We start from the raw sequence: 26,095 nt of genomic DNA, 5'->3' as shown, positions 1-26,095 counted from the left end.
CGGGGATCCGTGAGGATCCCCGCCCCGTTCGCTCAGGTCTGCTCGGGCCGACCGGGACTACTCGCCTCCCTCGACCTCCACGCCGGACTCACGCAGCTTCTCCGCGTGGGCACGCCCGTGGTGGTTGCAGAAGAGGAGCTCCCCACCGGAGGGCAGGATCGCGCGCACCTTGGCCGCCGCACCGCAACGGTCGCAGCGGTCGGCGAGGGTCAGTTCGGGCCGGGTCAGCGTTTCGGGCTGCATAGCGGTCTCCCTCCGTTGCGGCGGCGGGCTCGGGCGGCCCTCCGCCGTATCACCGTGACGACCGCACCAGGCGGGTCGCCCACACCTAAACAGACGCTCGAGGCCCCTGCACGTGTTCCCGGGGCGCGTCGCGACGACCGTCACGTCTGGATCTTCATCCGATCGGGCCGGTGACGCCGCGATGTACCCGCGGTGACCGATTACGTATGAAGTTGACTGCGCGTGAATCATGCGGGGACGGCCGCCCCTCATGCAAGCGCGCCACGGTAAACAGGCTGTGTCGCCGTCTACCGTGACCCGGGTGAGTGCTCGCCCGATCGGTGACCGGATCCCCGCCCCGCTGCTCTTCCTGGCGGGCGGCACGTCGATGTACGTCGGCGCGGCACTCGCCGTAGGGCTGTTCGACCGCCTGGCGCCGTCCGCGGTCGCGGAGCTGCGGCTGATCGGCGCAGCCCTGATCCTGCTGGCCTGGCGACGGCCGGGCCGCGAGGCGTGGCGCGGGGTGCGGCTGGTCCGCGCGGGGCTGTTCGGGCTGGCGACGGCGCTGATGAACGTCGCCTACTACGAGGCGATCGCCCGGCTCCCGCTCGGCACCACGGTGGCGATCGAGTTCACCGGCCCGGTGCTGGTCGCAGCACTGGCGTCGCGCCGGCTGCGGGACTTCGGGGCGGTCGGGCTGGCCGCACTGGGGGTGCTCCTGATCGCCGACGTCCGCTGGTCCGGCAGCCCGTCCGGGGTGCTCTGGGCGCTGGGCGCGGCCGCGATGTGGGCCGCCTACGTCCTGCTCGGCAAACGCGTCGCCCGCGCCGGCAGCGGGATCGACGACCTGGCGACCGGATTCACCGTCGCGGCGGTGGTCCTCTCCCCGCTGCTGCTGCTCGGCCCCGAGGGCGGGACGTCGGCGTTCGGTGTGACGAACCTCGCACCGCTCGCAGATCCGTCGCTGATCGCCCTGTCCGTCGGGCTGGGGGTGCTGTCGTCGGTCGTGCCCTACGTCCTCGACCAGGTCGTGCTGCGGCGGGTCGGGCAGGCCCGGTTCGCCGTGCTGCTGGCGCTCCTGCCCGCGACCGCGACGCTCATCGGCGTCGTGATGCTCGGCCAGCTCCCGGGGGCACTGGAGGGCGTCGGGATCCTGCTGGTGGTCGCGGCCGTCGCGCTGCGTTCACGGGACGGCGACGAGCCCGTCCCCGAACCGGCGGTCGGCGAGATCGGCGGTGGGGCCGGCGTCAGCGGCGACCGGGGGCCGGCGTCGGGCCCCCTGACCCGCGCCGGGTGTGCGGGACCGCGCAGCGGCGCTCTCAGCGCCAGGAACGCAGGGTCGCGATCCGTTCCTCGAGCTGCTCGATCGTCGCCATCGCCACCGGCGGCCCGCCGCACGTCTTCCGCAGGTCGTTGTGGATCGCGCCGTGCGGCTTGCGGGTCTTGTGGTTGTGCAGCGCGACGAGCGTGTTGAGCTCCTTGCGGAGGGTCTGCAGCCGCTCGCGGACGCTCACCCCGCCGCGCTCCGACGGCGGCGGGGGCGTCGGCTCGGTCGCCGGCGTCGCCCGGGCCTGGGCCCCGGTCCGGGGCGAGCCCTCGGCGATCCAGTCGGCCTGGCGCTTCGAGAGCAGCGTCCGCACCTGCTCCGGTTCGAGCAGCCCGGGCAGGCCGAGGTAGTCCTCCTCGTCGGCGGAGTAGGTGGCGCCCTCGTAGATCAGCTGGTCGAGCTCGGCGTCGGCGCCCAGCGAGGTGAAGGCCTTCTCCTGCTCGCCGGGCTCGTCCTTGAGCTGGTTGGCCTCGTTCAGCTCGGCGTCGTTCCAGACCTCCTCGGGGCGCTGCGGCTTGCCGAGGACGTGGTCGCGCTGCGCCTCCAGCTCGCTGGCCAGCCCGAGCAGGACCGGGACGCTCGGCACGAACACCGACGCCGTCTCCCCCGACCGGCGCGACCGCACGAACCGGCCGATGGCCTGGGCGAAGAACAGCGGGGTCGACGCCGACGTCGCGTAGACCCCGACGGCCAGACGCGGCACGTCGACGCCCTCGGACACCATCCGGACCGCGACCATCCACCGCTCCTCGGAACGGCCGAACGCGGCGATCCGGTCCGAGGCGCCCGCCTCGTCGGAGAGCACCACGGCCGGCTGGTCCCCGGTGATCTTCCGCAGGATCGCGGCGTAGGAGCGCGCGGTCGTCTGGTCGGAGGCGATCACGAGGCCGCCGGCGTCGGGCATGCCGCCGTCGCGGTGGCTCTGCAGGCGCCGGTCGGCCGCCGCGAGTACCGACGGGATCCAGTCCCCGGCCGGGTCCAGCGCCGTCCGCCAGGCCATCGCGGTCTGCTCGCGCGTCAGCGGTTCGCCGAGCCGGGCGGAGATCTCCTCACCGGCGCTGGTCCGCCAGTTCGAGGTGCCGGAGTAGGCCAGGAAGACCACCGGCCGGACGACGTTGTCGGCCAGCGCCTCGCCGTAGCCGTACTGGTGGTCGGCGCGGCTGCGGGGGGCGCCCTCGACGTCGGGCACGTACTCGACGAACGGGATCGGGTTGTCGTCCGACCGGAACGGCGTACCGGTGAGCGCCAGCCGCCGGGCCGCGGGTTCGAAGGCCTCGTAGACGCCGTCGCCCCAGGTCTTCGCGTCACCGGCGTGGTGGATCTCGTCGAGGACCACCAGCGTCCGCCGGTTCTCGGTGCGGTTCCGGTGCAGCATCGGGTGCGCCGCGACGCCGGCGTAGGTGATCGCGATGCCGTCGTAGTCCTTGGAGGTCGCCCCGGCGCTGTTCCGGAACTCGGGGTCGATCGAGATGCCGGCCGCGACCGCGGCCTCGGCCCACTGGTACTTCAGGTGCTCGGTCGGCGTGACGACGGTCACCGAGTCGATGACCCGGTCGCGCAGCAGCTCGGAGGCGACCCGCAGCGCGAACGTCGTCTTGCCCGCGCCGGGCGTCGCGACCGCGAGGAAGTCGCGGGGCGCCGTGGCCAGGTAGCGGGCGAGCGCGCTGCGCTGCCACGCACGCAGCGGGCGGGTCTCCGGCGACACGAGCTGGGCTTCCGACACACGTCTCCCCTGGTCCGTGGGTCGTTCCCGGGCGGGAACCTGCGAGCCCCGCGGGGCGCAGGAGGTCGGCGGTGACCCGGCTGCGGGGCGTCGATCAGGGTAGCCGGGCGGGCCGCCGCGGCGGCCGGGTGGTCGGGCGTCGGCCCCCGGTGCAGGTCAGGCCGGGTCAGGGCCGCGGACGGGGCCGCCGCGCGGTGATGACGAACGCCGGCGGGATGTTCGCGAGCACCCCTCGCCCGACGACGACCTCCTCGAAGGCGTCGGCGAGCCGGGCCCGCAGCCTCCGGGCGGGTGGCAGCGACCGGGTGACGGTGTAGCCGAACTGGGTCAGCGCACCGTCGGCGTGCAGCGCCCCGGCGATCACGTCGGTGAGCCGCGGCCCGTGCTGCGGGTAGGCGGCCCACGGCAGCCCGGAGACGACGACGTCCGCCGCCCCGAGACCACGTTCGGCCAGCAGCGCGGGCAGCGCCGCCGCGTCGCCGACGACGACGTCGACACCCGGGTGCCGACGCTCGAGCAGTCCCGCGAGCGTCGGGTTCAGCTCGACGGCCAGGTGGTGCCCGCGCCCGCCGAGCCGCTCCGCGATCACCCCGGTGAACGCGCCGGTCCCCGGCCCCAGCTCGACGACGACCGGGTCCCCGGTCTCCGGCACCGGCGCGGTCACGACGGCGGCCAGGGTGCGCGAGCTGGGCAGGCAGGACGCGGTACGCACCGGGTCGCGGAGGAACTCGCGCAGGAACGTGCCCGCACCGGATCCGGTCGCGGGCGGGGCGGTGACGGTGGTCATCGGGCTCCGGGGGTCGGGCGGCGGGGGCCACGGCCACCGGGGCGGCCGCGGTCCGCCACGCTGCCCGCTCCGGTTGGCCTGCGGTCGACGGCGGGGTGAACGAGCCACGGCGGCCGGGAGTGGGGATGATGGGTGCGATGAGCGCGCGCGAGGACGGCCCGGCGACCGGCCCCGCCCCTGAGCGGGGCGGACCGCTCGCCCTGCCCGCCGCGGGGCTGCGGCTGGCGGCCGCGCTGACGGCCCGACCGATGGTCCTGCTGCGCCGTGGCGGCGGCTGGATCGCCGAGCTCGGCCGGGTCGGTCTCGGCCGGGGCGCCGCGGTCCCGGGCGACGACGCCCCCGGCACCGGGTGGCCGGCCGACCCGGTCCGGCGCCGGGCCGCGCAGGCCCTCCTGGCCACCACCGGGGCCCTGTCCGGCCTGCTCGACGACGCCGCGGGCGGCCCCGACCTCCCGCTCCCGCCCGCCGACGCCGAGCGGCTCCGCGCGAGCCTGGCGGGCCTGACCCGGCTGATGCTGCCCGGGGCCCCGGCACCCGCTCCCGTCCCGGGACCGCCGGCCGGACACGCGGCGCCGGAGGCGGGGCCCGGTGACGACGGATCCGCCGACCGGGTCTTCACCGACCCGGTCCCCGGTGGCCCCCGGGTCCCCTTCGACACCGGCGCCCGGGAGGCCCGCGACGGCCCGGTGCACGGCCGGGACGTCGCGGCCGCGCCCGGGGCGGTCGTCCTGCGCACGCCGATGTTCGAGCTCCTGCAGTACCTGCCGACGACCGAGCGGGTGCACGACACCCCGGTGCTCGTCGTCCCGCCGCTGGTGCACCGCTACTGGCTGGCCGACCTCGCCCCCGGCTTCTCCCTCGTCGAGCACCTGCTCGGGCGGGGGCTGCAGGTCTTCGCGCTGTCCTGGCGCCCGGCGGGACCGGCCGACGCCGGCCGGGACCTCGACGCGCACGCCGCCGCCGTCCTGGACGCCCTGGAGGCCTGCACGCGGATCACCCGGGCGCCACGGGTGTCGCTGCTCGGGGTCCGCACGGGCGGGCTGCTGGCCGCGGCCGTGCAGGCCCACCAGGCCGCGATCGGGCTCGCCGACCGGGTCGCCGCCGTCGGCTACCTCGCGACCGTGCTGGACCAGTCCGAGGCGCTGCCCGGCTTCCGGCCGGATCCCGGCACCGTCCGGTCGGCCGCCGAGCAGGCCGCCCGGGTGGGCGTGCTCGACGGCGCCTCGGCCGTCGAGGCATGGGGGTGGCGACGCGGCCCGGAGCGGGTGCTGCCGTGGGCGGTCCCGGACGCCGAGCACGAGGGGCCCACGGAGCTGCACGGACGGGCCGCCCGGGCGATGCGGGCGTGGGCCGGTGACCTCCTGCCGTTGCCGGCGTCGCTGCACGCCGACCTGCTGGCGCTCGCCACGGCGGGCGACGACGGCATCCGCGTGCTCGGCACCCCGGTGCATCCGGCCGAGCTACGGCGCGACGGCTACCTCGTCGCCGCGGCGGACGACCCCGTCCAGCCGTGGACCGGCGGGTTCCGCACCGCCCGGATGCTCGGTGGCTCCTGCCGCCTCGTGCTCGCCCCCGGTGACCAGGCGGGCGCGCTGGTGGCCCCGCCGCAGACGGCGACGTCGTTCCGGGCCGGTTCGTGCGGCGACGGCGACGGGGCTCCCGAGGGCTGGCTGGCCGCCGCCGAGTGGATCGAGGGCTCCTGGTGGGACGACCTGGCCGACTGGCTGGGCGACCGGTCCGGCGTCCTGCGCGACGCACCGCCCGAGCTCGGCGGACGGCGGCTGCGACCGCTGTTCCCGGCCCCGGGCACCTACCTGACCGCCGACCCCGAGGTCCCGGCCCGCCCCTGATCCGGTCGATCTCACACCGGCAGGGTCCCCGGCGGGGCCCTACGCTCGCCGTGATGGCCACACCACCACTCCCCCGGCCCACCGGGTCCGGCCTCGAGGAGCACGACATGCTCGTCGGCGGCCGCACCCTGCGGGTCGTGCGGCGCCCCGCGACCGGACCGGGTGCCCGGCGCACCCCGCTGCTGCTGTGCAACGGCATCGGCGCCGCCACCGACGTCCTCGACCCGCTGGTGGAGGCCCTGCCCGCGGACCTCGACGTGATCCGGTTCGACCCGCCGGGGATCGGCGGGTCGCCCGCGCCGCGGATGCCGTACCACCTGTCGTGGCTGGCGCACCGGATCGGGCAGGTGCTGACCAAGCTGGACGTGCGCGAGGCCGACGTCCTCGGCTTCTCCTGGGGCGGGATGCTGGCCCAGCAGCTGGCGATCAGCCGGCGCCGGCGGGTCCGGAAGCTGGTGCTGGCCGCGACCGGCCCGGGCGCACTGATGATCCCGGCGTCGCCGCGGGTGATGGCGGTGATGACCTCGCCGAAGCGCCACCAGGACCCATCCTACGTCGACGCCGTCGCCGCCCGGATCTACGGCGGGTCGCTGCGGCACCACCCGGAGCGCGCCGCCGAGGCACTCGGGGCCGGTGGCCGCCGGGGCCCGATGCGCGGCTACTACTACCAGCTGCTGGCACTGTCCGGGTGGACGAGCCTGCCGCTGCTGCCCGCGATCACCGCGGACACGCTGATCGTCGCCGGGGACGACGACCCGATCGTCCCGCGCGGGAACGCGACCCTGCTGGAGCGCGGCATCCGGCGGTCCCGGGTCCACCGCTACCCGGGCGGGCACCTCGAGATGCTGCTCGATCCGGAGCCGTTCGCGGCCGAGATCGACCGGTTCCTGTCGTCCTGACCGGCCGCTCCGCCCGGCTACGGGCGTTCCGTGCCGGTGACGCGGCACCGCTCGCGGCGCTCGACGCGCCCCTGCGGGACGTCCTCGGCGAGTCGGGTCCCGGCTGGCACACCGCCACGGCCGCGGACCCGGCCCGGCTGCACCTGGTGCCCGACGACGGCGGTGCGGGTCCCGGCGGCTACCTCGTCCTGGCGGCCCCGCGCGGCCCGGAGCCGGGCGTGGAGCTGCACCGGCTCGTGCTGGCCGCGGACCGGCACGGCACCGGATTGGGACGAGCGGTCCTGCACACCGCGCTGACGCTGGCCGGGGCACCGGGCGGGCCCGGTGCCGGGCACCCGGTCGCCGTCGATCCCGCCTGGACACCGCCGGGCTGGGTGGCGGCCGGACGGCTCTGGCTCGAGGTGGCCCCGGACAACACGGCCGCGCTGGCGCTCTACCGCGCGGCCGGGCTGGTCACCGAGACGAGCCTGCCGTCGGTGCCGGGCGATCCCGGCTCGCCGCCGGTCCGGCTGGTGCTCTCCTGCGGCTGAGCCCGCTCAGGAGTCGTCGCCGCCCTTGGGCAGCCCCTCGAAGATCTCCTTGCACTCCGGGCAGACCGGCGCGCCCGGCTTCGGCGTCTTGGTGACGGGGAAGGTCTCGCCGCACAGCGCCACGACCATGTTGCCCAGGACCGCACTCTCGGTGATCTTGGACTTCTGGACGTAGTGGAACATGTCCGGCGTGTCGTCGCCGGTGCTGTCGCGGGTCTCGGGCCTGCTGTCGACCTCGGGCAGTGTCGTCGTGGACATGGGCCCATGATGCACGACGGCGGCCGGTGCCCGTCCCGCGACGGGCCCGGTCAACCGGACCGGTCGCGCCCGTCCGCCGCACCGGCTCTGTCGTCCGGTTCCGCCCGTCCCGTCCCGTCGCCGGGACCGTCGGTCCCCGGCCGGGCACCCGCCGCGTCGTCGCCGTGCGGGGTCGCACCCGCGTCCCGGCCGGTCGTGCCGCCGGACGGCCCGGCCCCGTCGGCCTCCTGCTCCGACGAGTCGATCACCTGGTGCGGCCGGGCCTCGATCGCCCGGTGCTCGCGCCGGTACCGGTTCGGCTTCTCCGCCTTGCGCGGGAGCCGGTCGTTCGCGACGAGCACGGCGATCCAGGGCAGCGGCACCGAGATCGCCAGCAGGGTCACGGCGAGCCACGGGATCTGGTAACAGATCCCGGCAAGGATCATGCAGGGGATCCGGAGACCCATCGTCAGCTTGTAGCGCCGCTTCCGGATCTCCAGTTCCTCTTCGTAGGACATCTGGGCATCCGTGATGAGGACGGATTCCTCGCGTCGCTGGTCCGACACGCGACCACCTCCGGTTCCATGGTGACACCCGCACGGGAGGACGGCGGCCACATCGGTGGGCGGCGGCCCCATGTGGTCCGGGCCGGTTCAGGCCCCGTCGGGGCCGTTGCCGAGCAGCGGCTCGTCCGCCGAGCGGACCTCGGAGCCGGGCAGCCCGTCGGGGTGCTCGGTCCGGGCGCGCTCCACGGCGTCCAGCGCGATCCCGAGGTGCTTGCGCTTGCTGGCCTCGTAGAACGCCCGCGCACCACCGGCGAGCTTCGGCTCCGCGTGCAGCGGCTTGTCCGACACGCACAGCAGGGTGGCGTTCGGGATCCGGTAGCGGAACCCGTTGGCGGCGATCGTCGCCGACTCCATGTCCACCGCGACCGCGCGGGCGAGCCGCATCCGGTGCAGCGTCGCGGACTGGTTGAACTCCCAGTTCCGGTTGTCGGTGGTGTGCACGACGCCCGGCCGGTAGGTCGCCTCGGCGCGCTCGAGGGCGTCCATCAGGTAGCCGTTGAGCCGCAGGCTGGGGATGACGGGCACGTCCGCGGGCAGGACCTCGTCGAGCACGTGGTCGGCCCGCTGGTAGGCCGTGGCCAGCACGAAGTCGCCGAGCTCCTGGCGGTTCCGCAGGCCGCCGCAGTGCCCGATCATGATCATCGTGTCCGGCCGGAGGACGGCCAGGTGATCGGTGACGGTCTTGGCGTTGGCCGGGCCGACGCCGATGTTGACCAGGGTGACGCCGTCGCCCGCGTCACCGTCGTCGCCGTCCGGGACGTGGTGGTAGGCGGGCATCTGCACGCCCTCGCGGTCCGGGCGCTCGGCGTCCGGGAACCGCTCCAGGAACGACTCGACGTGCATCGCGTAGTTCGTGAACAGCACGTGCCGCTGGAACGACTCGGCCGGCGTCCCGGTGTAGTGCGAGAGCCGGTCCAGCGAGAGCGCCATCCGCTCCGGGCCGAACAGGAACAGCTTCTTCACCCGCAGGTCGAAGCGGTCCTCGTCGAGCGCGGCGAAGAACTCCGGGTCGGTGAAGGCCCGCGCCGGGCGCGCCGCGCGGGCGGTGACCGTCGCGCCGGCGGCGACGAGGCCCCGCAGCTCGCGGTGCAGGTAGCGGCGGATCGCGGACGGCCGGGCGAACTCGCCGGAGATCCGCGGGTTGTGCGTCGACCAGGGCCGGACGACCTCGAGCTCGGGGTACCACCCGTCGCGGTAGACGGCGTCGAGGGCGCCGAGCAGCCGGTCGATCTCGTGGTCGAGCTTCTCGGGCGGGACCGGCGGGCGGACCTGCTCGATCATCGCCGGGGTCACGACGCGTCCTCGTCGCCCGCGCCGTGCGCGTGCAGCCTCCCGGGGGTGACGGCCACCGCCGACACCACCTCCAGCAGCCGCCGCGCCAGACCGTCGGTCAGCCGGTACCGGACCAGCCGCCCCTGACGGTGCGCGGTGACCATGCCGTGCGCGCGCAGCAGCCGCAGCGCGTGCGAGACCGCCGAGTCGCTCATCCCGACGGCCACGGCCAGGTCGGAGACGCAGAGATCACCGGCATGCTGCAGGGCGAGCAGGATCGACAGACGGTTCGCCTCGCCCAGGACGTCCAGGACGGTCGCCGCGTCGGCCACCCGCCGGCCGTCGGCCAGCACGGCGACGGCGTCGCAGACCTGGTCCGGGTCGATCACGCGGGCGCCGCTGAGTGCCTCCGGAACCTTGTGCACGCCACCGATGCTAGTCGCCCCGCGGGCTCACCCGGCGGTCGCGGCCTTCTTCTCGCGCGCCGCGGCCTTGATCGCCTTCTTCGTGTCCCGTACCTCGACGAGTGTCTGTGCGTCGACGACGTCGGCGGCCGACAGCCGGGTGCCCTCCTTCCCGTAGTCCCCGGCGGCCTCCCGCCAGCCCTCCGGCGTGACGCCGTACTGCTTGCCCAGGATCGCGACGAAGATCTTCGCCTTCTGCTCGCCGTAGCCCGGCAGCGCCTTCAGCCTGCGCAGGACCTCCCGGCCGTCGGGGTCGCCCCGGGTCCAGATCGCGGCCGGGTCGCCGTCCCAGTCGTCGACGATCGCCCGGCACATCTCCTGCACGCGCTTGGCCATCGAGCCGCCGTAGCGGTGGATCGCCGGGGGCGTCGTGGCGAGGGTGGCGAACTCGGCCGGGTCGTGGTCGGCGATCACCCGCACGTCGAGCCCGCCGAGCCGGTCGTGGAGCTTCTGCGGCCCGCGGAACGCGACCTCCATCTGGATCTGCTGGTCGAGCAGCATCCCGATGAGCAGTGCGAGCGGCTCGCGCCCCAGCAGCGCGTCGGCCTCGGGTTCCTGGGCGATGCAGATGCCGGTCATGCCGGAAAGGATGGCACGCGACAATGGCGGTGTGCTCCCCCATCTCGACCCCGGCCGTACCGAGCGGGTCCGCGCCTGCCTGCTGGAGGCCGGCTACACCCCGGACGGCGTCCGCGCCCTGCTCGGGCGCTCGGCGCACGACGCGCTGACCCGCGGCGAGCCGGAGCCGGCCGCCCGGGCCAGCCGCGACGGCGGCGAGCTCGGCACCCTGGTCCGGCTGTTCCTGCTGGAGGACGTCGAGCCCGAGCCGGCGGTGACGGCCGCGCTCGGTGACCTGGACCCGCTGCTCGAGGGACGGATCGTGCGCCGCACCCCGGACGGCATCCGGGCCGCCCTGGACGTCCGGCCCTACGGCGAGGGGCCGGGCGACGCCGGCGAGCCCGGCGCCGACTGGTGGGTCGTGTCCGACCTCGACTCCCCCGCCGCCCGGCAGGACCGCGAGCACGTCACCGGCGTCGGCGGCGCGTCGCTGTCGCTGGCCGCGGCCACCGTGCGCCGCCCCGTCGGCTCGCTGCTCGACCTCGGCACCGGCTGCGGGGTGCAGGCCCTGCACGGGTCCCGCCACGCGCTGCGGGTCACGGCCACCGACGTGCTGCCGCGGGCGCTGGCGCTGGCCCGTCTGTCCTGCGGTCTCTCCGGCGTCGACGTCGACCTCCGCGAGGGGCCCTGGTTCTCCCCGGTGGCCGGTGAGCGGTTCGACCAGGTCGTGTCGAACCCGCCGTTCGTGCCCGGCCCGCCGCGGGTCGACTACGTCTACCGCGACTCCGGGCAGGCCGGGGACTCCGCGCTGGCCGCGCTGCTCGGGGAGCTGCCCGGGCTGCTCAACCCCGGCGGTGTCGCCCAGCTGCTCGGCTCCTGGCTGCACGTGCGCGGCGAGGACTGGCCGGACCGGGTGCGGTCGTGGCTGCCCCCGGGCGTCGACGCCTGGGTCCTGCAGCGCGAGGTCGTCGACCCGGGGATGCACGTCGGCACCTGGCAGCGCGACGCCGGGCTGGTGCCGTCGTCGCGGGCCGCCCGCGAGCAGGCCACGGCCTGGCTGGACTGGATGGCCGCCGAGCGTGTCGAGGGCGTCGGGTTCGGGTTCCTGCTGCTGCGCCGGACCGACGCCGAGCCCACCGTGGTGGTCGAGGACCTGCCCGGCGAGCTCGGCGAGGGGCTCGGACGGGAGATGACCGGCTGGCTGGACCGGATCGACTGGCTCCGCGCGCACCCCCGCGACGAGGACCTGCTCGGCGCGACGCTGCTCCTCGCCCCGGAGACGGTGCTGGAGTCGGCGTCGTCGGTGGACCCGGACGGTGGCTGGTCCGAGCTGTCGACGACCGTGCGTCGCTGGGGCGGCCCTGGCTGGGAGCACCCGGTGGACGGCCCGGCCGCGGCCCTGCTCGCCGGGTGCCGGGGCGAGCTCCCCCTCTCGGAGCTGCTGGCGCTGCTGTCGTTCGCGCACGACCGCCCGTACGATGCGCTGGCCGGGGCCACGCTGCCCGCGGTGCGCGAGTTCGTGCGGCACGGCCTGCTGGTCCCGGTCGGCGGCTGGCCGCACCCGGTGGCGTCCGGTGCGGCGTCGACGACCCCCGCGGGGCCCGTCGGATGAAGGCCGTGGTCGCCCGGGTCCGCCGGGCCTCGGTGACGGTCTGCGACGACGGCGACGAGCCGCTGCGGGTGTCCGGGGCGATCGGCCCGGGCCTGCTGGTCCTGCTCGGGGTGCACCGCGACGACGTCGGCGACGCCACCCGGCCCGCGACGATGGCCCGCAAGCTGCACGAGCTGCGGATCCTGCGCGACGAACGCTCCTGCGCCGACTCCGGCGCCCCGCTGCTGGTGGTCAGCCAGTTCACCCTGCACGGCGAGACCCGCAAGGGGCGCCGTCCGTCGTGGTCCGCGGCGGCCCGGCCGGAGGACGCCGCACCCGTCGTCGACGCCGTCGTCGCGGAGCTGCGCGGGCGCGGCGCGACCGTCGAGACCGGTGAGTTCGGTGCGGACATGGCCGTCGAGTCGGTCAACGACGGCCCCTTCACCGTGCTGGTCGAGGTCTGATCCTTCCGGTCCTCTCATCGGATTCTCAGCTCCGAACGGGACGATCGGGGCAGTAGCGGAGAGGAGCTGGGGAATCGTGATCGCTTCATTGCTCGGCCTCGTACTGGGGTTGTTCCAGTTCGTGCTGGTCGCCCGGGTGATCGTCGACTGGATCGAGGTGCTCGGGTCGGGCCGGGGCGGCGCCGTGCTCGACACCGCCCGCCGGATCACGCACGGGATCACCGAGCCGGTCGTGGCGCCGGTCCGCCGGCTCGTGCAGCCCGTGCGGATGGGGAACGTCGGTCTGGACCTCTCGGTCCTGATCGTGTTCGTGCTCGTGTTCGTCGTCCGGCTGGTGGTCGTGCCGCTGATCCCGTTCTGATCAGTCGCCCGGCCCGAGCCGCAGGGTGGTGATCCGGCCGTCGTCGTCGAGCTCGGCCTCGACGCGGCCGGGCACCGCGCCGGCCGGGTCCCCGGCCCGGGTGACCCGGACGTCCCACACCGCGGCGTCCCGGGTGACCTGCTTGCGTGCCGGGTCGACGGTGAACTCGCCGTCGAGGAGCCGGTCGGCGTGCTCGCGCAGCGGCACCCCGCCGGGGTCGCGCTCGCGGAACGGCGCCGTCGAGTACAGGACCACCTCCGGCACGACCGCCGCCCGGAACGCGCTGACGTCCCCCTCCAGCACAGCCCGCTCCACGGCCAGCGCCCCGAGGAACCGGTCGGCCGCCGTCGCGCCGCTCGCCTGGAGGCCGGCCAGGAACGACGCGTCGCGGTTGAGCTTCGACGCCGACCCGATCACCCGCGACGCGAGCACCGACGGCGGCATCTCCAGCACCCGCACGGTGACGTGCCGGTAGCCCGCCTCCGGTGTCAGCGAGCCCTCGGCCAGCAGCCCGTCGATCGTCTCGACGAACCCGAGCTCCTGGTTCAGCGAGAGGTTCCCGGCCAGCGCGTTGCGGCGGTCGGCGATCTCGATCGGCGTCCGTGGCTCGGACCCGATCGCGGACGGGTTGATCTGCACGACCCACAGCTCGTCGGGATCGGTGTCGAGCAGGTCACGGACCGGCGGGTTCTGCGAGAACAGGCCGTCCCAGTAGACCCCGCCGTGGGTGTGCACGGCGCGGAACAGCGTCGGGATCGCGGCCGAGGCCAGGACCGATCGGTCGGTGATCCGGTCGGTGCGGCTGGAGAACGCACGGAACTCCCCCGCCAGCACGTCGACGGCACCGAGCAGCAGCAGCGCCTCCCGCCCGTCCGGGTCCGGGGTGATCGCCTCGAGGTCGACGTGCCGGCCGAGCAGGTCGAGGAACTGGCGGATGCCGTCGAGCGGGCGCGGCACCAGGTACGGCGTCGACGCCGGCAGCAGCCCGATCCCCTGCAGCGCCCCCGCCCAGACGACGCCCGCGTTCTGCAGCCGCGCCAGCGGTGACCGGGCGGCGTTGTCGGCCCAGAACTCCTCGAGCGCCCGTGCCGCGGAGGCGCGCTCCCCCGGGCCCTGCCCGCCGCGCAGCCGGTCCCACGCGACGAGGGCGCAGATCGCGCCGCCCGACGTCCCGGAGAGCCCGACGATCTCGGTGTCGTCGAGGGCGGGCGAGCGCAGCAGCCGGGCCAGGACACCCGCGGTGAAGGCCGTGTGACTGCCCCCGCCCTGGCAGGCGACGGCGATCCGGCGGGGGCGGTCGGGGCTGCTCATGACCCCATGATCGGGCGCGCGGGGCCGGGGCGGCCAGCGGCCGGAGGTCCTGTCACCCGCTGTTCACGCCGGCAGCGGCCGGACGCGACACGGCCCCCGCCGTGGCGGGGGCCGTGGGGCGGAGTCCCGGCTCCGAGGAGGGGGACGTCCGTGTGCGTGGCCGGCCGGTGCCGGCGGGGATCACTTCGTGGTGGAGCGCGGGCTGCGCGCGGCCTTCGGCGCAGTCTCCTCGGTCACGGCCTCGGCGGCCTTCGTCGCCTGCTCGGTGAACTGGTCGACGACCGAGGACCCGGCCCCGACGACGGTCCTGGCGAGCTCGCGCTGGTGGCCCAGCACCTGCTCGTAGAAGTCGAAGACGCGGTCGACGGCGACACCGGCGTCCGGCAGCTGCGGGCGGCCGCCGTCGGCGAACTGCCTGCCGAAGCCCTGCACGGTCTCGGTCCAGTTGCGGACCGACTCGGTGACCAGGTCCTGGCCCCGCTTGGCGATGTCGACGAACTGCTCGGTGGAGGCGGTCATCGTGGCTCCCTCCCGAGAAAGGTCTCGTGGCGGACGGGACGCGGGGACACGCCCGTCATGCCAAGAAAACTACGCAGCACCGTTAAGTATGTCAAGCATCCTTGCTCAGTCCCGCTCGACGAAGCTCCGGTACACGCCCAGCAAGGCCGCCTTCTGCTCGTCGGACAGCCGCCGGTCGGCCGCCACCGCCGCCTCGACGTCCGGGACGGCCCGGTCCCGCCCGGGATCCGGCGTCGCGGCCGCGGGCGGGTCGGCGTCGTCGTCGCGGAACGACCAGCCCGCCCGGCTCAGCATCTGGTCGGTGTCGAGGTGCAGCGCGTCGGCGATCGAGCGCAACACCTTCAGCGACGGCTGGTGCAGCCCGCGTTCCACCTGGCTCAGGTAGGCGTTGGACACCTTCGTCATCGCGGCCATCTCGCGCAGCGAGAGCTTCGCCATCTGGCGCTGGGCGCGGATGAAGCCGCCCAGCGCGTTGACCTGCGCGCTCCAGGCGTCCTCCGCGGCCTCGGCGGCCTGTGCACCGGCGCCGCGCAGCCGCTGTGCGGCCGAGGCCGCGCTCGACCCGTCGGACCCGCGACGGCGGTCCTCCTGCTGCGCGCGGCTCACCGGGCGACCCCGGTCGGACACCCGGCAGTGCCCGGGCACGGTCCGCGCGGCGGTCGCCGGCGCGCGGACGGGATGCGTACGCGGTCCATGGTCGCGCATTGTCCCCGTTGCGCGGCCGCCGCGCACGCACCGCCCGTGACGCACCACAGTGGACGGAGTGTCGGGAGCGGGGTTTCCTCAGCCGGTGAGGACGTAGCGTCCCGACGACGGCTCGAGCGGCGGATGAGCGTCGGAGCCGACCTTCTTCGGCGCCGAGACCTCCTTGCCCGCCCGCTCCGCGATCCACGGGGTCCAGTCCTCCCACCACGACGCCTTGCGCTCACCGGCGTCGTCGCGCCAGTCGTCGGGCGAGGCCGGCAGGTCGTCGGACTCGCCGAACCAGTGCCGCGACTTCGGCGACGGCGGGTTCACGACCCCGGCGATGTGGCCGGAGTTGGACAGGACGAAGCGCACCGTGCCGCCGATCTTCGCCGCGCCGGTGTAGACCGAGCGCCAGGGTGCGATGTGGTCGGACTCCGCGGTGATGACGTAGCTGTCCGGGCGGACGTCGGCGATGCCGAGCCGCTCCCCCGCGAGCTCCAGCTTGCCCTCGGCGAACCGGTTCTCCAGGTACAGCGTGCGCAGGTACTCGGTCTGCATCGCGGCCGGCATCCGCGTCGAGTCGGCGTTCCAGCTCAGCATGTCGAACGGCTTCGGGTCCTCGCCGAGCATCCAGTCGTTGACGACGTAGTTCCACACCAGCTCGGTCGCACGGAGCAGGTCGAAGGTCGTCTTCATGCTCGCCGCGGGCAGGTAGCCGTCCTTGCGCATCGACCGCTCGAGCCGGTTCACCGTCTGCTCGTCGGTGAAGACCCCGAGCTGCCCCGGGCCGGTGTAGTCGAGCAGCGTGTTCATCAGCGTCAGCGAGTTGACGTACTGGGTGCCCCGCGCCTCGAGCCAGGCGACGGTCGCCGCGGACAGGGCGCCGCCCAGGCACAGCCCGGCGACGTTGATCTTGTCCTTGCCGGTGATCTCCCGGACGACGTCGATGGCCGCGATCGGGCCCTCGCGCAGGTAGTCGCTCATCGTCAGGTCGGCGAGTGCCGAGTCCGGGTTCCGGTAGCTGATCATGAAGACGGTGTGACCGTGCTGCACCGCCCACTCGACCAGCGACTTACCCGGCGCGAGATCCATGATGTAGTACTTGTTGATCCACGGCGGGCTCATCAGCAGCGGGGTCTCGTGGACCTTCTCGGTCTGCGGCTCGTACTGGATCAGCTCGATCAGCCGGTTGCGGAAGACCACGTGCCCCGGCGTGACGGCGAGGTCCTTGCCCACGACGTACTGCCCCGGCGTGACCTGACGCGGCATCCCCCGGTTCTGCACGGTGTCGCGGAGCATGTTCCGGGCACCGCGCACGACGTTCAGGCCGCCGGTCTCGACGATCTTCTTCGGCCAGGCCGGGTTGGTGACGACCGCGTTCGACGGCGCGAGCGCCTCGACGGTCTGCCCGACCAGCCAGTCCAGCTTGCGGCGCGCGACCGGCGAGACCCGGGCGGCCTTCGACAGCTCGGTCAGCCGGTCCGCGAGCAGCGCGTGCTCCTGACGGGCCAGGTAGTACCAGGCGTTACCCTCCCAGGCCGGGTCGGCGTAGCGCTTGTCCTTCTCGGGCAGCGACGCCGGCCCGTTGGTCGTGCCGCCGACGGCGCGCGAGGCCGCCGCCGCGACCGCCTTCGCCGAGTCGACGCCGAAGCCGAAGCCCGCCCGCAGCACCGCTCCGGGGCTGCCCGCGAGGGACTTCGCGGCCTCGCCGAGCGCACCGCCGAATCCGACCGGGTCGACCTTGGCCCGCAGACCCTCGGGATCGGCCAGCTCGCGCAGGTCGCGCACGAGGCCCGCCGCCTGCCGTCGCAGCACCTCGGTGGCGTCCCCGGCCCGTTCGGCCGCCCCGCCGGTCGTGTCGGTCTCGTTCCGGGCTGCGGGCTGCGTCGTCACTGTCGTCTCACTCCAGATCGGCCGGTGGTGTCCGTGCCTCGCCGCGCGGATCCCCCGAGGGGGTGGCGCGAAGATGTCGCCCATCGTGACGGGGTACTCACCGGTAGGCAGCCCCTGTCCGGCCGCGTCACGCTGAGACCCCCCTCACCTGCGCTTGATGTAGCAAGCACTACCGACGAGTAGTCCCTGAGTTGCTTGCCATACCGAACGCGTTTTACCGTTCGGTAACCCGGACAGGCCCCGGGCATCAGAGTTGATGGGAGAGGCCCATGAGCACGGCGACCAGCCAGCGCACCACCGCGGCGACCGATCACGGCCCGCGTGCCGTCCCCGCCACCGGCGGGACGGAGACCGCCCCGGCGGGACACGTCGACCCGCTGCGCTTCCTGATCTCGTACAACGCCCGCAACCTGACCAAGGTGGTGACGGAGGTCGGTCGCGCCACGGGCGCGTACTGGATCGACGCCGTGCAGCGGATCGCCAAGCCCGGTGACGCCGCCCGTCGCTCCTTGCTCTGGCTCTCGGCGATGGCCGACCGCCGCGAGCCGGCCTGGCACCTGGCCAACGAGGTGGCGCTGTCCACCCCGTTCGCGCTGCTGCGCGACTTCACCGCCGCCGAGCACCGCGACGACGACGTGGTGCCCACCCTCGTGCTGCCGCCGCAGGCCGGGCACTCCTCGACCGTCATCGACTACTCGCCGCAGCAGAGCCAGCTGGCGATGATCCGGGCGGCGGGCCTGACGAAGCTCTACGCGCTGGACTGGCGCCCCGCGACGACCGCGACGAAGAACGTCACGATCACCGACTACCTCGAGGTGATCGACCGTTCGATCCGCCGGATGGGCGGGAGGGCGAACCTGGTCGGCGACTGACAGGGCGGGTGGCTGGCCACGATCTACGCGGCCCTGCACCCGGAGCGGGTCAACACCCTGACCCTGGCCGGCGCACCGATCGACTTCCACGCCGGCGAGTCGATCATCTCCGCCTCCACGAAGCTGATGGCCGGATCGATGGGCATGGCCCCGTACAAGGCGCTGGTCGCCGCGGGTGGGGGCAACATGCCCGGTTCGGCGGTGCTGTCCAACTTCATCTCGATCCAGCCCCAGTCCGAGGTCTCCCGGCAGCTCCAGCTGCTGGAGAACATCGACGACGCCACGCACGTCGAGCGCTACCGGGTGTTCGAGGACTGGTTCAAGTACACCCAGGACATCCCCGGGGCGTTCTACCTCTGGCTGGTGGAGAACCTGTTCTGGAAGAACCGCCTGATCGACGGCACGCTGCAGGTCGACGGCCGCACGGTCGACATGGCGGCGATCGACTGCCCGCTGCTTCTGCTCGCGGGCTCCACCGACCGCATCACCCCGGCGCCGCAGCTGTTCGCGGCCGCGGAGAAGGTGAGCACGCCGGCGAAGGACGTCACCTACCGGACGGCGTCGGCCGGCCACCTCGGGCTGTTCATGGGGCGCGACGCACTGCGTCAGGAGTGGCCGGTGCTGATGGAGTCCGTCTACTCGCACTCCGTCCCGGGTGCGCGCGCGAAGGCGGGCGGAACAGGCAAGGGCTCGCGCCGGCGCAGCAGCGTCCGCGCCGTGGCCGATCCCCGCGACACGCCGCGGGTGCCCGCTCCTTAAGAGGATCCTGAGAGATCCGCAACACGATGTGATCGACGACACGGCCCCCGCGGCGATTTTCCCGGCCGCGGGGGCCGCGTCGCGGGAACGATCCCGTCACGGGGTGCGTTGGACCCGGTGTAGGGCGATGCGACGAGCCCCATCCGTCGTTCGTCGCGCCCGAGCAGGGGAGGAAATGCACATGACGGTGACCACGACCGCTCCGGCCGAGACCACGGCCGTTCCCGGCCCCCGCCGTACGACGGAGGCGCCCACCCGCGCCGCCGCGAAGAAGACCGCTCCCAGGGTCGCGTCGAGTTCCCGGGCACGGGCGACCGCACAGGACACCGCGCTGGAGACCACCGTACCCGGTGCGAGCGCCGCGCTGGCCGAGGATCTCGACGCGCAGAGCCCGGCCGCGGACCTCGTCCGCGTGTACCTCAACGGCATCGGCCGCACCGCGCTCCTCACGGCCGCCGAGGAGGTCGACCTCGCCAAGCGGATCGAGGCCGGCATCTTCGCCCAGCACCGCCTCGACACCGCGACCGCCGAGGGGACCCTCGAGTCCCTCGACCCGCAGTACCGGCGGGACCTGCGGGCGGTCGTCCGGGACGGTGCACTGGCCAAGAACCACCTGCTGGAGGCCAACCTCCGGCTGGTCGTCTCGCTCGCCAAGCGCTACACCGGGCGCGGCATGCCGCTGCTGGACCTGATCCAGGAGGGCAACCTGGGCCTGATCCGCGCGGTGGAGAAGTTCGACTACACCAAGGGCTTCAAGTTCTCGACGTACGCCACCTGGTGGATCCGGCAGGCGATCACCCGCGGGATGGCCGACCAGGCCCGCACCATCCGGCTGCCCGTGCACCTGGTGGAACAGGTCAACAAGCTCGCCCGGATCAAGCGCGACATGCACCAGCGGCAGGGCCGCGAGCCCAGCGAGGCCGAGCTCGCCCAGGAGTCCGGCATCCCGGAGCACAAGATCTCCGACCTGCTGGACCACGCGCGTGACCCGGTGAGCCTGGACATGCCCGTCGGGTCCGAGGAGGAAGCGCCGCTCGGCGACTTCATCGAGGACGCCGAGGCCACCGACGCCGAGAACACGGTGATCTCCAGCCTGCTGAGCGACGACCTCCGCCGGGTGCTCGCCACCCTGGAGGACCGGGAGCAGAAGGTCATCCGCATGCGGTTCGGCCTCGACGACGGCCAGCCCCGCACGCTCGACCAGATCGGCCGCGCCTTCACGCTCTCCCGGGAGCGGGTGCGCCAGATCGAGCGGGAGGTCATGGCGAAGCTGCGGGTCGGCGAGCGGGCCGACAAGCTGCGCGCCTACGCCAGCTGAGGCGGGCACTCCTCTCCTACCACGCACGACGGACGACGGCCGTGCGGAGCATCGCTCCGCACGGCCGTCGTCGTCAGCGCACCCCGGGGCTCCCCACGAGTTCGGAGTGCGGCAGGGGAGAATTCTACATGATCATCGCCCGGGCGGTCCGGGCGCCCCAGGGAGATCGCCCCGACATCGCCCCGACACCGGGCCCGCCGTCGCACGGCGTGGGACGCGTGACCGTGATCGCTGGCCCGACCGGCGTGGCGCGCCTAGGGTCGAGGACATGTCCGGATCCACGGCCCACACCACGTCCGTCCCCGGCCCGGTCACCCCGGAGGCCATGCGCGACACGCTCGGCGCGTTCGCCTCGGGGGTCGTGGTCGTCACCTCCCACGGACCGGACGGGCCGATCGGTTTCACCTGCCAGTCGTTCTCCTCGCTGTCGCTGGAGCCACCGCTGGTGAGCTTCTCCCCCGCGCGGGGCTCGTCGACCTGGCCGCGGATCCGCGAGATCGGGCGGTTCTGCGTCAACGTCCTGGCTGCCGACCACGAGCACCACAGCGCCGGGTTCGCGCGCTCGGGCGTCGACAAGTTCGCCGGGGTCTCGTGGACACCCGCGCCGTCCGGCGCGCCGGTGCTCGACGGCGTCGGCGCCTGGGTCGACTGCACCCTCTGGAACGAGTACGACGGCGGTGACCACACCATCGTCGCCGCCCAGGTCGACGCGCTCGGCGCCGACGTCGCGCGGCTGCCGCTGCTGTTCTTCCGCGGCGGCTACCACCTGACCCCGAAGGAGAGCTCGTGAGCACCATCATCGGCGTCGTCGCCGGGCCGGAACCGGGTGGACGGACGGCCACCGCCGTCGCCGGACTCCTCGCCGGCGCCGAGAAGGCGGGCGACAGCACCCGGCTGATCGAGCTCTCGGAGACCTCGCACGACGAGGTCACCGCCGCGTTCGCCGACGCCGACGCCGTCGTGTTCGGCAGCCCGGTCTACCGGGCCGGGCACACCGCGTCGCTGCGGGCGCTGCTGGAGGCCACCGAGCGCGGGAAGTGGGGCGAGAAGACCGCGCCGCTGCAGGGCAAGGCCGCCGCCGTCGTGCTGACCGGGGCGAGCGGGCACCACTTCCTCGCCGTCGACGACCTGCGCTCGGTACTCGCCGGGTTCTTCGCGGTGCAGGTCCTCTCCCCCGGGCTCTACCTCGACCACTCCGGCTACGTCGACCGGAACACCCTCACGCCGGAGTCGGCGGAGCTGGCTGCGGCGCACGGCCGGGCACTGGCGGACCTGACGGCCGCGGTCCGGTCGTCGGAGGCGTTGCGGGCGGTCACACCGGTGGTGTGACCGCCGCGGGTCCGGCCGGCCCGGCCAGGGCCGCCGCGATCCGGGCCCCGAGCGCCATGTTGTTGCGGTAGACCGCCACGTTGACCTCCAGGCTGCGGTCACCGGTCGCGTCGCGGACCCGTTGCAGCAGGAACGGGGTCGCGTCCTGGCCGGTGATCCCGGCGTCGTCGAGAGCCGCCAGCGCGGCGGTCAGCGCGGCGTCGTGCTCGGCCGGGGGCAGCTGCTCGGCGGCCGGGACCGGGTTGGCCACCAGCAGCGCGGACCCCAGGCCGAGACCGCGTGCCGCCCGCCAGGCCACCGCGACCTGCTCCGGCGACTCGACGCGCTGCGGCACCGCGTACCCGGAGTCGGCGACGTAGAACCCGGGGAAGGCGTGCGTCCGGTACCCGGCGACCGAGATCCCGAGGGTCTCCAGCCGTTCCAGGGTCGCGGGGACGTCGAGCACCGACTTCACCCCGGCACTCACGACGACGATCGGCAGCCGGGCCAGCGCCGGGAGGTCGGCGGACTCGTCGAACGTCGACGCCGCGTCACGGTGCACCCCGCCGAGACCGCCGGTGGCGAACACCCGGATCCCGGCCCGGTGGGCGACGTGCGCGGTCGCCGCGACGGTCGTCCCGCCGGAGACCCCGGTGGCCGCGGCCACCGGGAGGTCGCGGGCGCTGAGCTTCGCCACGTCCGGATCGGACGCGAGCCGCTCCAGCTCGTCGCCGGGACGGCACCCAGCGAGCGGACCAGGTCCTCGGCGTCGCGCGCGACGCCGAGGTTCCGCGGCCGCGGGAGGCCGTGGGTGACGATCCTGGACTCGCAGGCCAGCACCGGCCGCCCGGCGGCCAGGGCCCGGGACACCTCGTCGGCGATCCTCATCGTGATCGACCGTAGCGCCTCGCCGGCGCCGGGTCAGGGGATCCGGCGGCGCACCGCGTCGGCGCAGTCGTCCGGCGCGGTGTTGAAGGCGATCTCGGCGGCGGGCGCGTGCACCCGGACGAGGTTGACGACCTCCTCGAACAGGCGCAGGTGTTCGGGCGACGACCGGAGCCCGCCCCCGACGACGACGCAGTCGTACCGGCGGGCGGTCAGCGCCGCGGTGATCGCCTCGACGGCGCCGTCGGCGGGGTCCACCAGGCACTCGTGGGCGTCCAGGCCCAGCTCGTGGAAGCGGGCCCGGCCACGCTCCAGCCCGGCGAGCACCGGGGTGGGGGCGTACCCGGGGATCGTCCGCGGGTCGAACCCGATCACCAGGACCGTCGTCATGGGCGACACCCTCCTCCGCGGCCGCGGTGGGCGCCAGGCCGGGCTCAGCTGGGCAGGCCGAGCAGCGCGGGCAGGTCCGCGACCGAGTCGATGACGGCGTCGGCGCCGGCCGCGCGCAGCCGGGGCTCGCCGTGCGCTCCCCCACGCACCCCGATCGCGAGACCGGCCCCCGCCCGGACCGCGGCGTCGATGCCCGCGGTGGCGTCGCCGGCGACGGCCGCCCGGGACGGTTCGGCGCCGGTCCGCTTCGCCGCGGCGTGCAGCAGGTCGGGCTCGGGCAGGCCGCGCCCGTCGACGTCGGCCGGGGACAGCATCACGTCGGCGCGGGACGTGAAGTCCAGCGCCTCGACCAGCCGGTCCCGCAGGACCGGGTCGAACCCGCACGTCAGCGCCACCCGCATGCCGGCGTCACGCAGCGCGTCGAGCGCCTCCGGGGCGCCGTCGACCGGCCGGACCCGGCCGTCGTCGGCGGCGGCGGCGAGGTACTCGGCGAACGCCGTGTGCGCACGCCGGGCGCGGTACATGTCGCCGTCGAGCAGCTCGCCGAACACGGTGAGCGCCGGCCGGTCCATCGTCGCGCGGGCCTGCCGGTCCAGCGCCGGGTAGCACGGACCGTCCACCCGGACCCGGGCCGCGCGCAGCCCGGCACGGAACGCGGCGAGCACCAGGCCGTCGTCGGCCATCGTCGTGCCCGCGAGATCGAGGACCGCCAGTTGCACAGGGGAACTCCAGTCCCCGCGGGTGGCCAGCACCCGTCGTGGACCTGTCCTGCGGATGAACCGGCTCGGTCACTCCGGCGACGACGCCCCCGGACGGCCGGTCACCAGAGCTCGCCGTCACGCCAGTCACAGGTCAGCGCCCGTGCGGGGTCCAGCACGACGTCGACCGGCAGCACGTACACGCCGCCGCGCTCCTCCGGGGTCTCGACGACGCCGTCCGGAGTCAGCGCCGACAGCGGCCCGGTCCAGGCGGTCCAGCCGAGGCGCCGGTAGAGGCGCGCGGCGGGATCGGACGCCCCGAGCGCCCCGAGCCGGTAGCCACCCCGTACGAGGCGTCCGACCGCCGTCATCAGCTGGGCGCCGATGCCGCGGCCCTGCACGTCCGGGTGCACCGCCACGGCCTCGACGTACCCGGCGCGCAGGGCGGTGCCGCCGTGCAGCAACCGCCGCCCGACGACGGCCGCGTGCCCGACCGGCGCGTCCGGCGGCCCGGCGACGACGTGCAGCCCACCCAGCGAGTGGTCCCACGAGTCGTCGTCGAAGTCGTCGAACGCCGTGTCGAGCAGTGCCCGCAGCCGTCGCAGCCCGTCGCGTCCGAGATCGGCAGTGGGCAGGACGCGGATCTCGGCGGGCACCCGGCAGATCCTTCCGCATGCCGCTCCGCGGCGCCGGGTGCCCGGTCCCGTGTCAGAAGGTCGGCACCATCCAGGACAGCACCGGCGTCGACTGCAGGAAGATCAGGACGCAGAGCGCGAGCAGCAGGACCACGCTCCAGCCGATCGTCCTCCGGAACAGCTCGGACTCCCGTCCGCCGATCCCCACCGCGGTGGCGGCGATCGTGAGGTTCTGCGGGCTGATCATCTTCCCGACGACGCCGCCGGAGGTGTTGGCCGCGACCATCAGGTGCGGGTCGAGCCCGGCCTGCTGGGCAGCCGTCTGCTGCAGGATGGCGAACAGCGCGTTGGCCGAGGTGTCCGAGCCGGTGACGGCGGTGCCGAGCCAGCCCAGGATCGGGGAGAGGAACGCGAACAGCGCACCGGTGCCGGCGATCCAGGTGCCCACGGTGATCGTCTGGCCGGACAGGTTCATCACGTAGGCCAGCGCCAGCACCGTGGCGACGGTGAAGAAGGCCCACCGCAGCTTGTACGCGGTGCCGGTGAACTCGCGCCAGGCCGCGCCCGGGGAGACCCGGTACACGACGGCGACCACGATCCCGGACAGCAGCAGCAGCGAGCCGGGCGAGGACAGCCACTGGAAGTTGTAGGTGGTGGTCGAGACGGCCTCGCCGGTGGCGTCGAGGACCTGCCCGTCGAGCCCGGGCCAGGCGACGCCGACGTCGGAGGCGCTGAGCAGGCTCTTGGCCGGGGTCCAGAGCTTCGCGATCGAGAAGACCACGATGACCAGCAGGTAGGGGAAGAACGCCATCAGCGTCCGGCTGGTGGTGAGCGCCTCCGCGCGGTCGGTGAGGGCGCGCTGCTCGGTGACCAGCGCGGTGCCGCCGCCACCGTCCGGGGCGTCGGACGGCGTCTCGTCCGTCCGCTCGCCGCGCAGCTTCTCCATCGCCTCGGTCCCGCCGGACGGCTGCCAGAACCGCAGCATGACCACCCCGGCGACCAGGCCGGTCAGGGCGGCGACGATGTCGGTGAGCTCGACCGACAGGTAGGTCGCGGCGAGCCACTGGGCCACCGCGAAGGCCAGGCCGATCACCAGCGCGACCGGCCAGGTCTGCCGCATGCCGCGCACGCCGTCGACGAGGAACACCAGCAGCAGCGGCACGACGAACGCCAGCACCGGGGTCTGGTGCCCGACCACGGCGCCGATCTCGGCGTACGGGATCCCGGTCAGGGTGCCCGCGGTGATGATCGGGGTGCCGACGGCACCGAACGCGACCGGCGCGGTGTTCGCCACCAGCACGACGACGGCGGCCCGGATCGGCGAGAAGCCCAGTGCCATCAGCATGACGCCGGTGATCGCCACCGGGGCCCCGAACCCGGCGAGCGCCTCCAGCAGCCCGCCGAAGCAGAACGCGATGATCACCGCCTGCACCCGCGGGTCGTCCGAGATCAGGTGGAACGCCGCGCGGAGGTCCTCGAACCGGCCGCTGGCCACCGTGACCTGGTAGAGCCAGATCGCCGTGAAGACGATCCACATGATCGGGAAGAGGCCGAAGACCGCTCCCTCGGTCGCCGAGAGCAACGCCAGGTGCGCCGGCATCCCGAAGGCGACGACGGCCACGACGATCGAGACGGCGAGCGCCGCGAGCGCCTTCCAGCGCAGCGCGCCGAGCAGGACGAAGATGGTCAACAGGGGCAGGAGGGCCACCAGGGCCGAGAGCGTGAGGCTCCCGAGCGGCGCCAGTTGCTGCTGGAACATGAGCACTCCGCGGCAGGGATCGTCGGTGATCGGTGCTGGGCGTTGGTACGGGTGGAGGAACGCGTCGCCCGACAGTGTGACGTACGCGGCCACCGAGCAGCAGACCGGACAACGGTGCGTCACAGGCCGATCCGGCACCGGAGCGGACGAAACGAAGAGCCTCCTATCATTTCACCGCGTACGGTCGGTGGGGACGCGCGTCCGCGACCC

General features: G+C 74.3%; 26 protein-coding genes and 3 pseudogenes. 12 read left to right on the top strand and 17 right to left on the bottom strand.

The window, feature by feature from the left end; genetic code table 11:
- Positions 1-57: 57 nt before the first annotated feature.
- Positions 58-243, bottom strand: a complete 186-nt coding sequence (locus Ae150APs1_RS28125; protein WP_010232302.1) for a hypothetical protein — start codon at positions 241-243, stop codon at positions 58-60.
- 229 nt (positions 244-472) lie between these two features.
- Between Ae150APs1_RS28125 and Ae150APs1_RS28120 the strand changes: the two are divergent.
- Positions 473-1,342 (top strand): annotated as a pseudogene (locus Ae150APs1_RS28120) (EamA family transporter); the annotation flags it as partial.
- 199 nt (positions 1,343-1,541) lie between these two features.
- Here the strand turns inward: Ae150APs1_RS28120 and Ae150APs1_RS28115 are convergent.
- Both Ae150APs1_RS28115 and Ae150APs1_RS28110 read right to left on the bottom strand, forming a co-directional pair.
- Positions 1,542-3,272 carry a DEAD/DEAH box helicase gene (locus Ae150APs1_RS28115; protein ID WP_075301346.1) on the bottom strand — a complete coding sequence of 577 codons (1,731 nt, stop codon included), beginning with the start codon at positions 3,270-3,272 and terminating at the stop codon, positions 1,542-1,544.
- Positions 3,273-3,438: 166 nt separating this feature from the next.
- Complete coding sequence (locus Ae150APs1_RS28110) at positions 3,439-4,059, bottom strand: SAM-dependent methyltransferase (protein ID WP_075301344.1); 621 nt, start codon at positions 4,057-4,059, stop codon at positions 3,439-3,441.
- Between the two features lie 137 nt (positions 4,060-4,196).
- On the opposite strand from Ae150APs1_RS28110, the gene Ae150APs1_RS28105 reads away from it, so the two are divergent.
- The 3 genes from Ae150APs1_RS28105 (at position 4,197) to Ae150APs1_RS28095 (ending at position 7,338) form a co-directional block, all read left to right on the top strand.
- Positions 4,197-5,909: a hypothetical protein gene (locus tag Ae150APs1_RS28105; RefSeq protein WP_170918147.1), complete on the top strand. Its 1,713-nt coding sequence runs from the start codon at positions 4,197-4,199 to the stop codon at positions 5,907-5,909.
- Between the two features lie 53 nt (positions 5,910-5,962).
- The gene (locus Ae150APs1_RS28100; protein ID WP_212567270.1) at positions 5,963-6,808 is read left to right on the top strand and encodes an alpha/beta fold hydrolase; all 846 of its coding nucleotides are present in this window, start codon (positions 5,963-5,965) and stop codon (positions 6,806-6,808) included.
- Positions 6,809-6,954: 146 nt separating this feature from the next.
- A complete protein-coding gene (locus Ae150APs1_RS28095) occupies positions 6,955-7,338 on the top strand; it encodes a GNAT family N-acetyltransferase (protein ID WP_075301340.1) in 384 nt (127 codons plus the stop codon).
- Between the two features lie 6 nt (positions 7,339-7,344).
- Here the strand turns inward: Ae150APs1_RS28095 and Ae150APs1_RS28090 are convergent, their stop codons facing one another.
- The 5 genes and pseudogenes from Ae150APs1_RS28090 to Ae150APs1_RS28070 form a co-directional block, all read right to left on the bottom strand.
- A complete protein-coding gene (locus Ae150APs1_RS28090; protein WP_010226044.1) occupies positions 7,345-7,596 on the bottom strand; it encodes a DUF3039 domain-containing protein in 252 nt (83 codons plus the stop codon).
- A gap of 239 nt (positions 7,597-7,835) precedes the next feature.
- Positions 7,836-8,213 (bottom strand): annotated as a pseudogene (locus Ae150APs1_RS34045) (DUF3099 domain-containing protein); the annotation flags it as partial.
- Between the two features lie 15 nt (positions 8,214-8,228).
- Positions 8,229-9,434: a hypothetical protein gene (locus Ae150APs1_RS28080; RefSeq protein WP_010226042.1), complete on the bottom strand. Its 1,206-nt coding sequence runs from the start codon at positions 9,432-9,434 to the stop codon at positions 8,229-8,231.
- Positions 9,431-9,838 carry a metalloregulator ArsR/SmtB family transcription factor gene (locus tag Ae150APs1_RS28075; protein WP_060572495.1) on the bottom strand — a complete coding sequence of 136 codons (408 nt, stop codon included), beginning with the start codon at positions 9,836-9,838 and terminating at the stop codon, positions 9,431-9,433. The genes Ae150APs1_RS28080 and Ae150APs1_RS28075 overlap by 4 nt, the downstream gene beginning before the upstream one ends.
- Positions 9,839-9,865: 27 nt before the next feature.
- Positions 9,866-10,456 (bottom strand): HhH-GPD-type base excision DNA repair protein, encoded by a 591-nt coding sequence (locus tag Ae150APs1_RS28070; protein ID WP_075301336.1) that lies wholly within the window; start codon positions 10,454-10,456, stop codon positions 9,866-9,868.
- Positions 10,457-10,466: 10 nt separating this feature from the next.
- Here Ae150APs1_RS28070 and Ae150APs1_RS28065 point away from each other — a divergent pair, with 10 nt between their 5' ends.
- From Ae150APs1_RS28065 to Ae150APs1_RS28055, 3 genes are all read left to right on the top strand, one after another.
- Positions 10,467-12,047: a methyltransferase gene (locus Ae150APs1_RS28065; protein ID WP_075301334.1), complete on the top strand. Its 1,581-nt coding sequence runs from the start codon at positions 10,467-10,469 to the stop codon at positions 12,045-12,047.
- A complete protein-coding gene (gene dtd, locus Ae150APs1_RS28060) occupies positions 12,044-12,490 on the top strand; it encodes a D-aminoacyl-tRNA deacylase (protein WP_075301332.1) in 447 nt (148 codons plus the stop codon). The genes Ae150APs1_RS28065 and dtd overlap by 4 nt, the downstream gene beginning before the upstream one ends.
- A gap of 76 nt (positions 12,491-12,566) precedes the next feature.
- Positions 12,567-12,851 (top strand): YggT family protein, encoded by a 285-nt coding sequence (locus tag Ae150APs1_RS28055; RefSeq protein WP_075301330.1) that lies wholly within the window; start codon positions 12,567-12,569, stop codon positions 12,849-12,851.
- On the opposite strand, the gene Ae150APs1_RS28050 is transcribed toward Ae150APs1_RS28055, so the two are convergent.
- The 4 genes from Ae150APs1_RS28050 to Ae150APs1_RS28035 all read right to left on the bottom strand — a co-directional run bounded on the left by Ae150APs1_RS28050 (position 12,852) and on the right by Ae150APs1_RS28035 (position 17,261).
- Positions 12,852-14,162 (bottom strand): patatin-like phospholipase family protein, encoded by a 1,311-nt coding sequence (locus Ae150APs1_RS28050; RefSeq protein WP_075301328.1) that lies wholly within the window; start codon positions 14,160-14,162, stop codon positions 12,852-12,854. It lies immediately after the preceding gene.
- Between the two features lie 180 nt (positions 14,163-14,342).
- Positions 14,343-14,681: a hypothetical protein gene (locus Ae150APs1_RS28045; RefSeq protein ID WP_010228424.1), complete on the bottom strand. Its 339-nt coding sequence runs from the start codon at positions 14,679-14,681 to the stop codon at positions 14,343-14,345.
- A gap of 105 nt (positions 14,682-14,786) precedes the next feature.
- Positions 14,787-15,287 carry a helix-turn-helix transcriptional regulator gene (locus Ae150APs1_RS33035; RefSeq protein ID WP_010228426.1) on the bottom strand — a complete coding sequence of 167 codons (501 nt, stop codon included), beginning with the start codon at positions 15,285-15,287 and terminating at the stop codon, positions 14,787-14,789.
- Positions 15,288-15,464: 177 nt separating this feature from the next.
- Positions 15,465-17,261: an alpha/beta fold hydrolase gene (locus Ae150APs1_RS28035; protein WP_083680503.1), complete on the bottom strand. Its 1,797-nt coding sequence runs from the start codon at positions 17,259-17,261 to the stop codon at positions 15,465-15,467.
- A gap of 269 nt (positions 17,262-17,530) precedes the next feature.
- On the opposite strand from Ae150APs1_RS28035, the gene Ae150APs1_RS28030 reads away from it, so the two are divergent.
- The 5 genes from Ae150APs1_RS28030 (at position 17,531) to Ae150APs1_RS28010 (ending at position 21,539) form a co-directional block, all read left to right on the top strand.
- Positions 17,531-18,133, top strand: coding sequence for a hypothetical protein (locus tag Ae150APs1_RS28030; RefSeq protein WP_075301326.1), 603 nt, complete (start codon positions 17,531-17,533; stop codon positions 18,131-18,133).
- Positions 18,134-18,145: 12 nt separating this feature from the next.
- Positions 18,146-18,892, top strand: a complete 747-nt coding sequence (locus Ae150APs1_RS28025) for a DUF3141 domain-containing protein (RefSeq protein WP_083680504.1) — start codon at positions 18,146-18,148, stop codon at positions 18,890-18,892.
- A gap of 175 nt (positions 18,893-19,067) precedes the next feature.
- Positions 19,068-20,210 carry a sigma-70 family RNA polymerase sigma factor gene (locus Ae150APs1_RS28020; protein WP_249266502.1) on the top strand — a complete coding sequence of 381 codons (1,143 nt, stop codon included), beginning with the start codon at positions 19,068-19,070 and terminating at the stop codon, positions 20,208-20,210.
- A 268-nt stretch (positions 20,211-20,478) separates the two neighbouring features.
- Positions 20,479-21,000: a flavin reductase family protein gene (locus tag Ae150APs1_RS28015; RefSeq protein WP_075301322.1), complete on the top strand. Its 522-nt coding sequence runs from the start codon at positions 20,479-20,481 to the stop codon at positions 20,998-21,000.
- Positions 20,997-21,539, top strand: coding sequence for an NAD(P)H-dependent oxidoreductase (locus Ae150APs1_RS28010; RefSeq protein WP_010228435.1), 543 nt, complete (start codon positions 20,997-20,999; stop codon positions 21,537-21,539). Before Ae150APs1_RS28015 ends, Ae150APs1_RS28010 begins: the two co-directional genes overlap by 4 nt.
- On the opposite strand, the pseudogene Ae150APs1_RS28005 reads toward Ae150APs1_RS28010, so the two are convergent.
- The 5 genes and pseudogenes from Ae150APs1_RS28005 to Ae150APs1_RS27985 form a co-directional block, all read right to left on the bottom strand.
- Positions 21,523-22,406, bottom strand: a pseudogene (locus tag Ae150APs1_RS28005) (pseudouridine-5'-phosphate glycosidase). The gene Ae150APs1_RS28010 and the pseudogene Ae150APs1_RS28005 sit on opposite strands and share 17 nt — an antisense overlap.
- Before the next feature lie 33 nt (positions 22,407-22,439).
- Positions 22,440-22,793, bottom strand: coding sequence for a hypothetical protein (locus tag Ae150APs1_RS28000; protein ID WP_075301320.1), 354 nt, complete (start codon positions 22,791-22,793; stop codon positions 22,440-22,442).
- A 44-nt stretch (positions 22,794-22,837) separates the two neighbouring features.
- A complete protein-coding gene (locus Ae150APs1_RS27995) occupies positions 22,838-23,512 on the bottom strand; it encodes an HAD family hydrolase (RefSeq protein ID WP_060572508.1) in 675 nt (224 codons plus the stop codon).
- A 101-nt stretch (positions 23,513-23,613) separates the two neighbouring features.
- On the bottom strand, positions 23,614-24,147 hold the full coding sequence (locus Ae150APs1_RS27990) for a GNAT family N-acetyltransferase (RefSeq protein ID WP_075301318.1): 534 nt from the start codon (positions 24,145-24,147) through the stop codon (positions 23,614-23,616).
- 52 nt (positions 24,148-24,199) lie between these two features.
- Positions 24,200-25,885 carry an L-lactate permease gene (locus tag Ae150APs1_RS27985; RefSeq protein ID WP_075302723.1) on the bottom strand — a complete coding sequence of 562 codons (1,686 nt, stop codon included), beginning with the start codon at positions 25,883-25,885 and terminating at the stop codon, positions 24,200-24,202.
- Positions 25,886-26,095: the final 210 nt, after the last annotated feature.

The sequence above is a fragment of the Pseudonocardia sp. Ae150A_Ps1 genome (genome assembly GCF_001932315.1).
Taxonomy (GTDB): Bacteria; Actinomycetota; Actinomycetes; order Mycobacteriales; family Pseudonocardiaceae; genus Pseudonocardia.
This window is presented reverse-complemented; position numbering and strand designations above follow the sequence as displayed.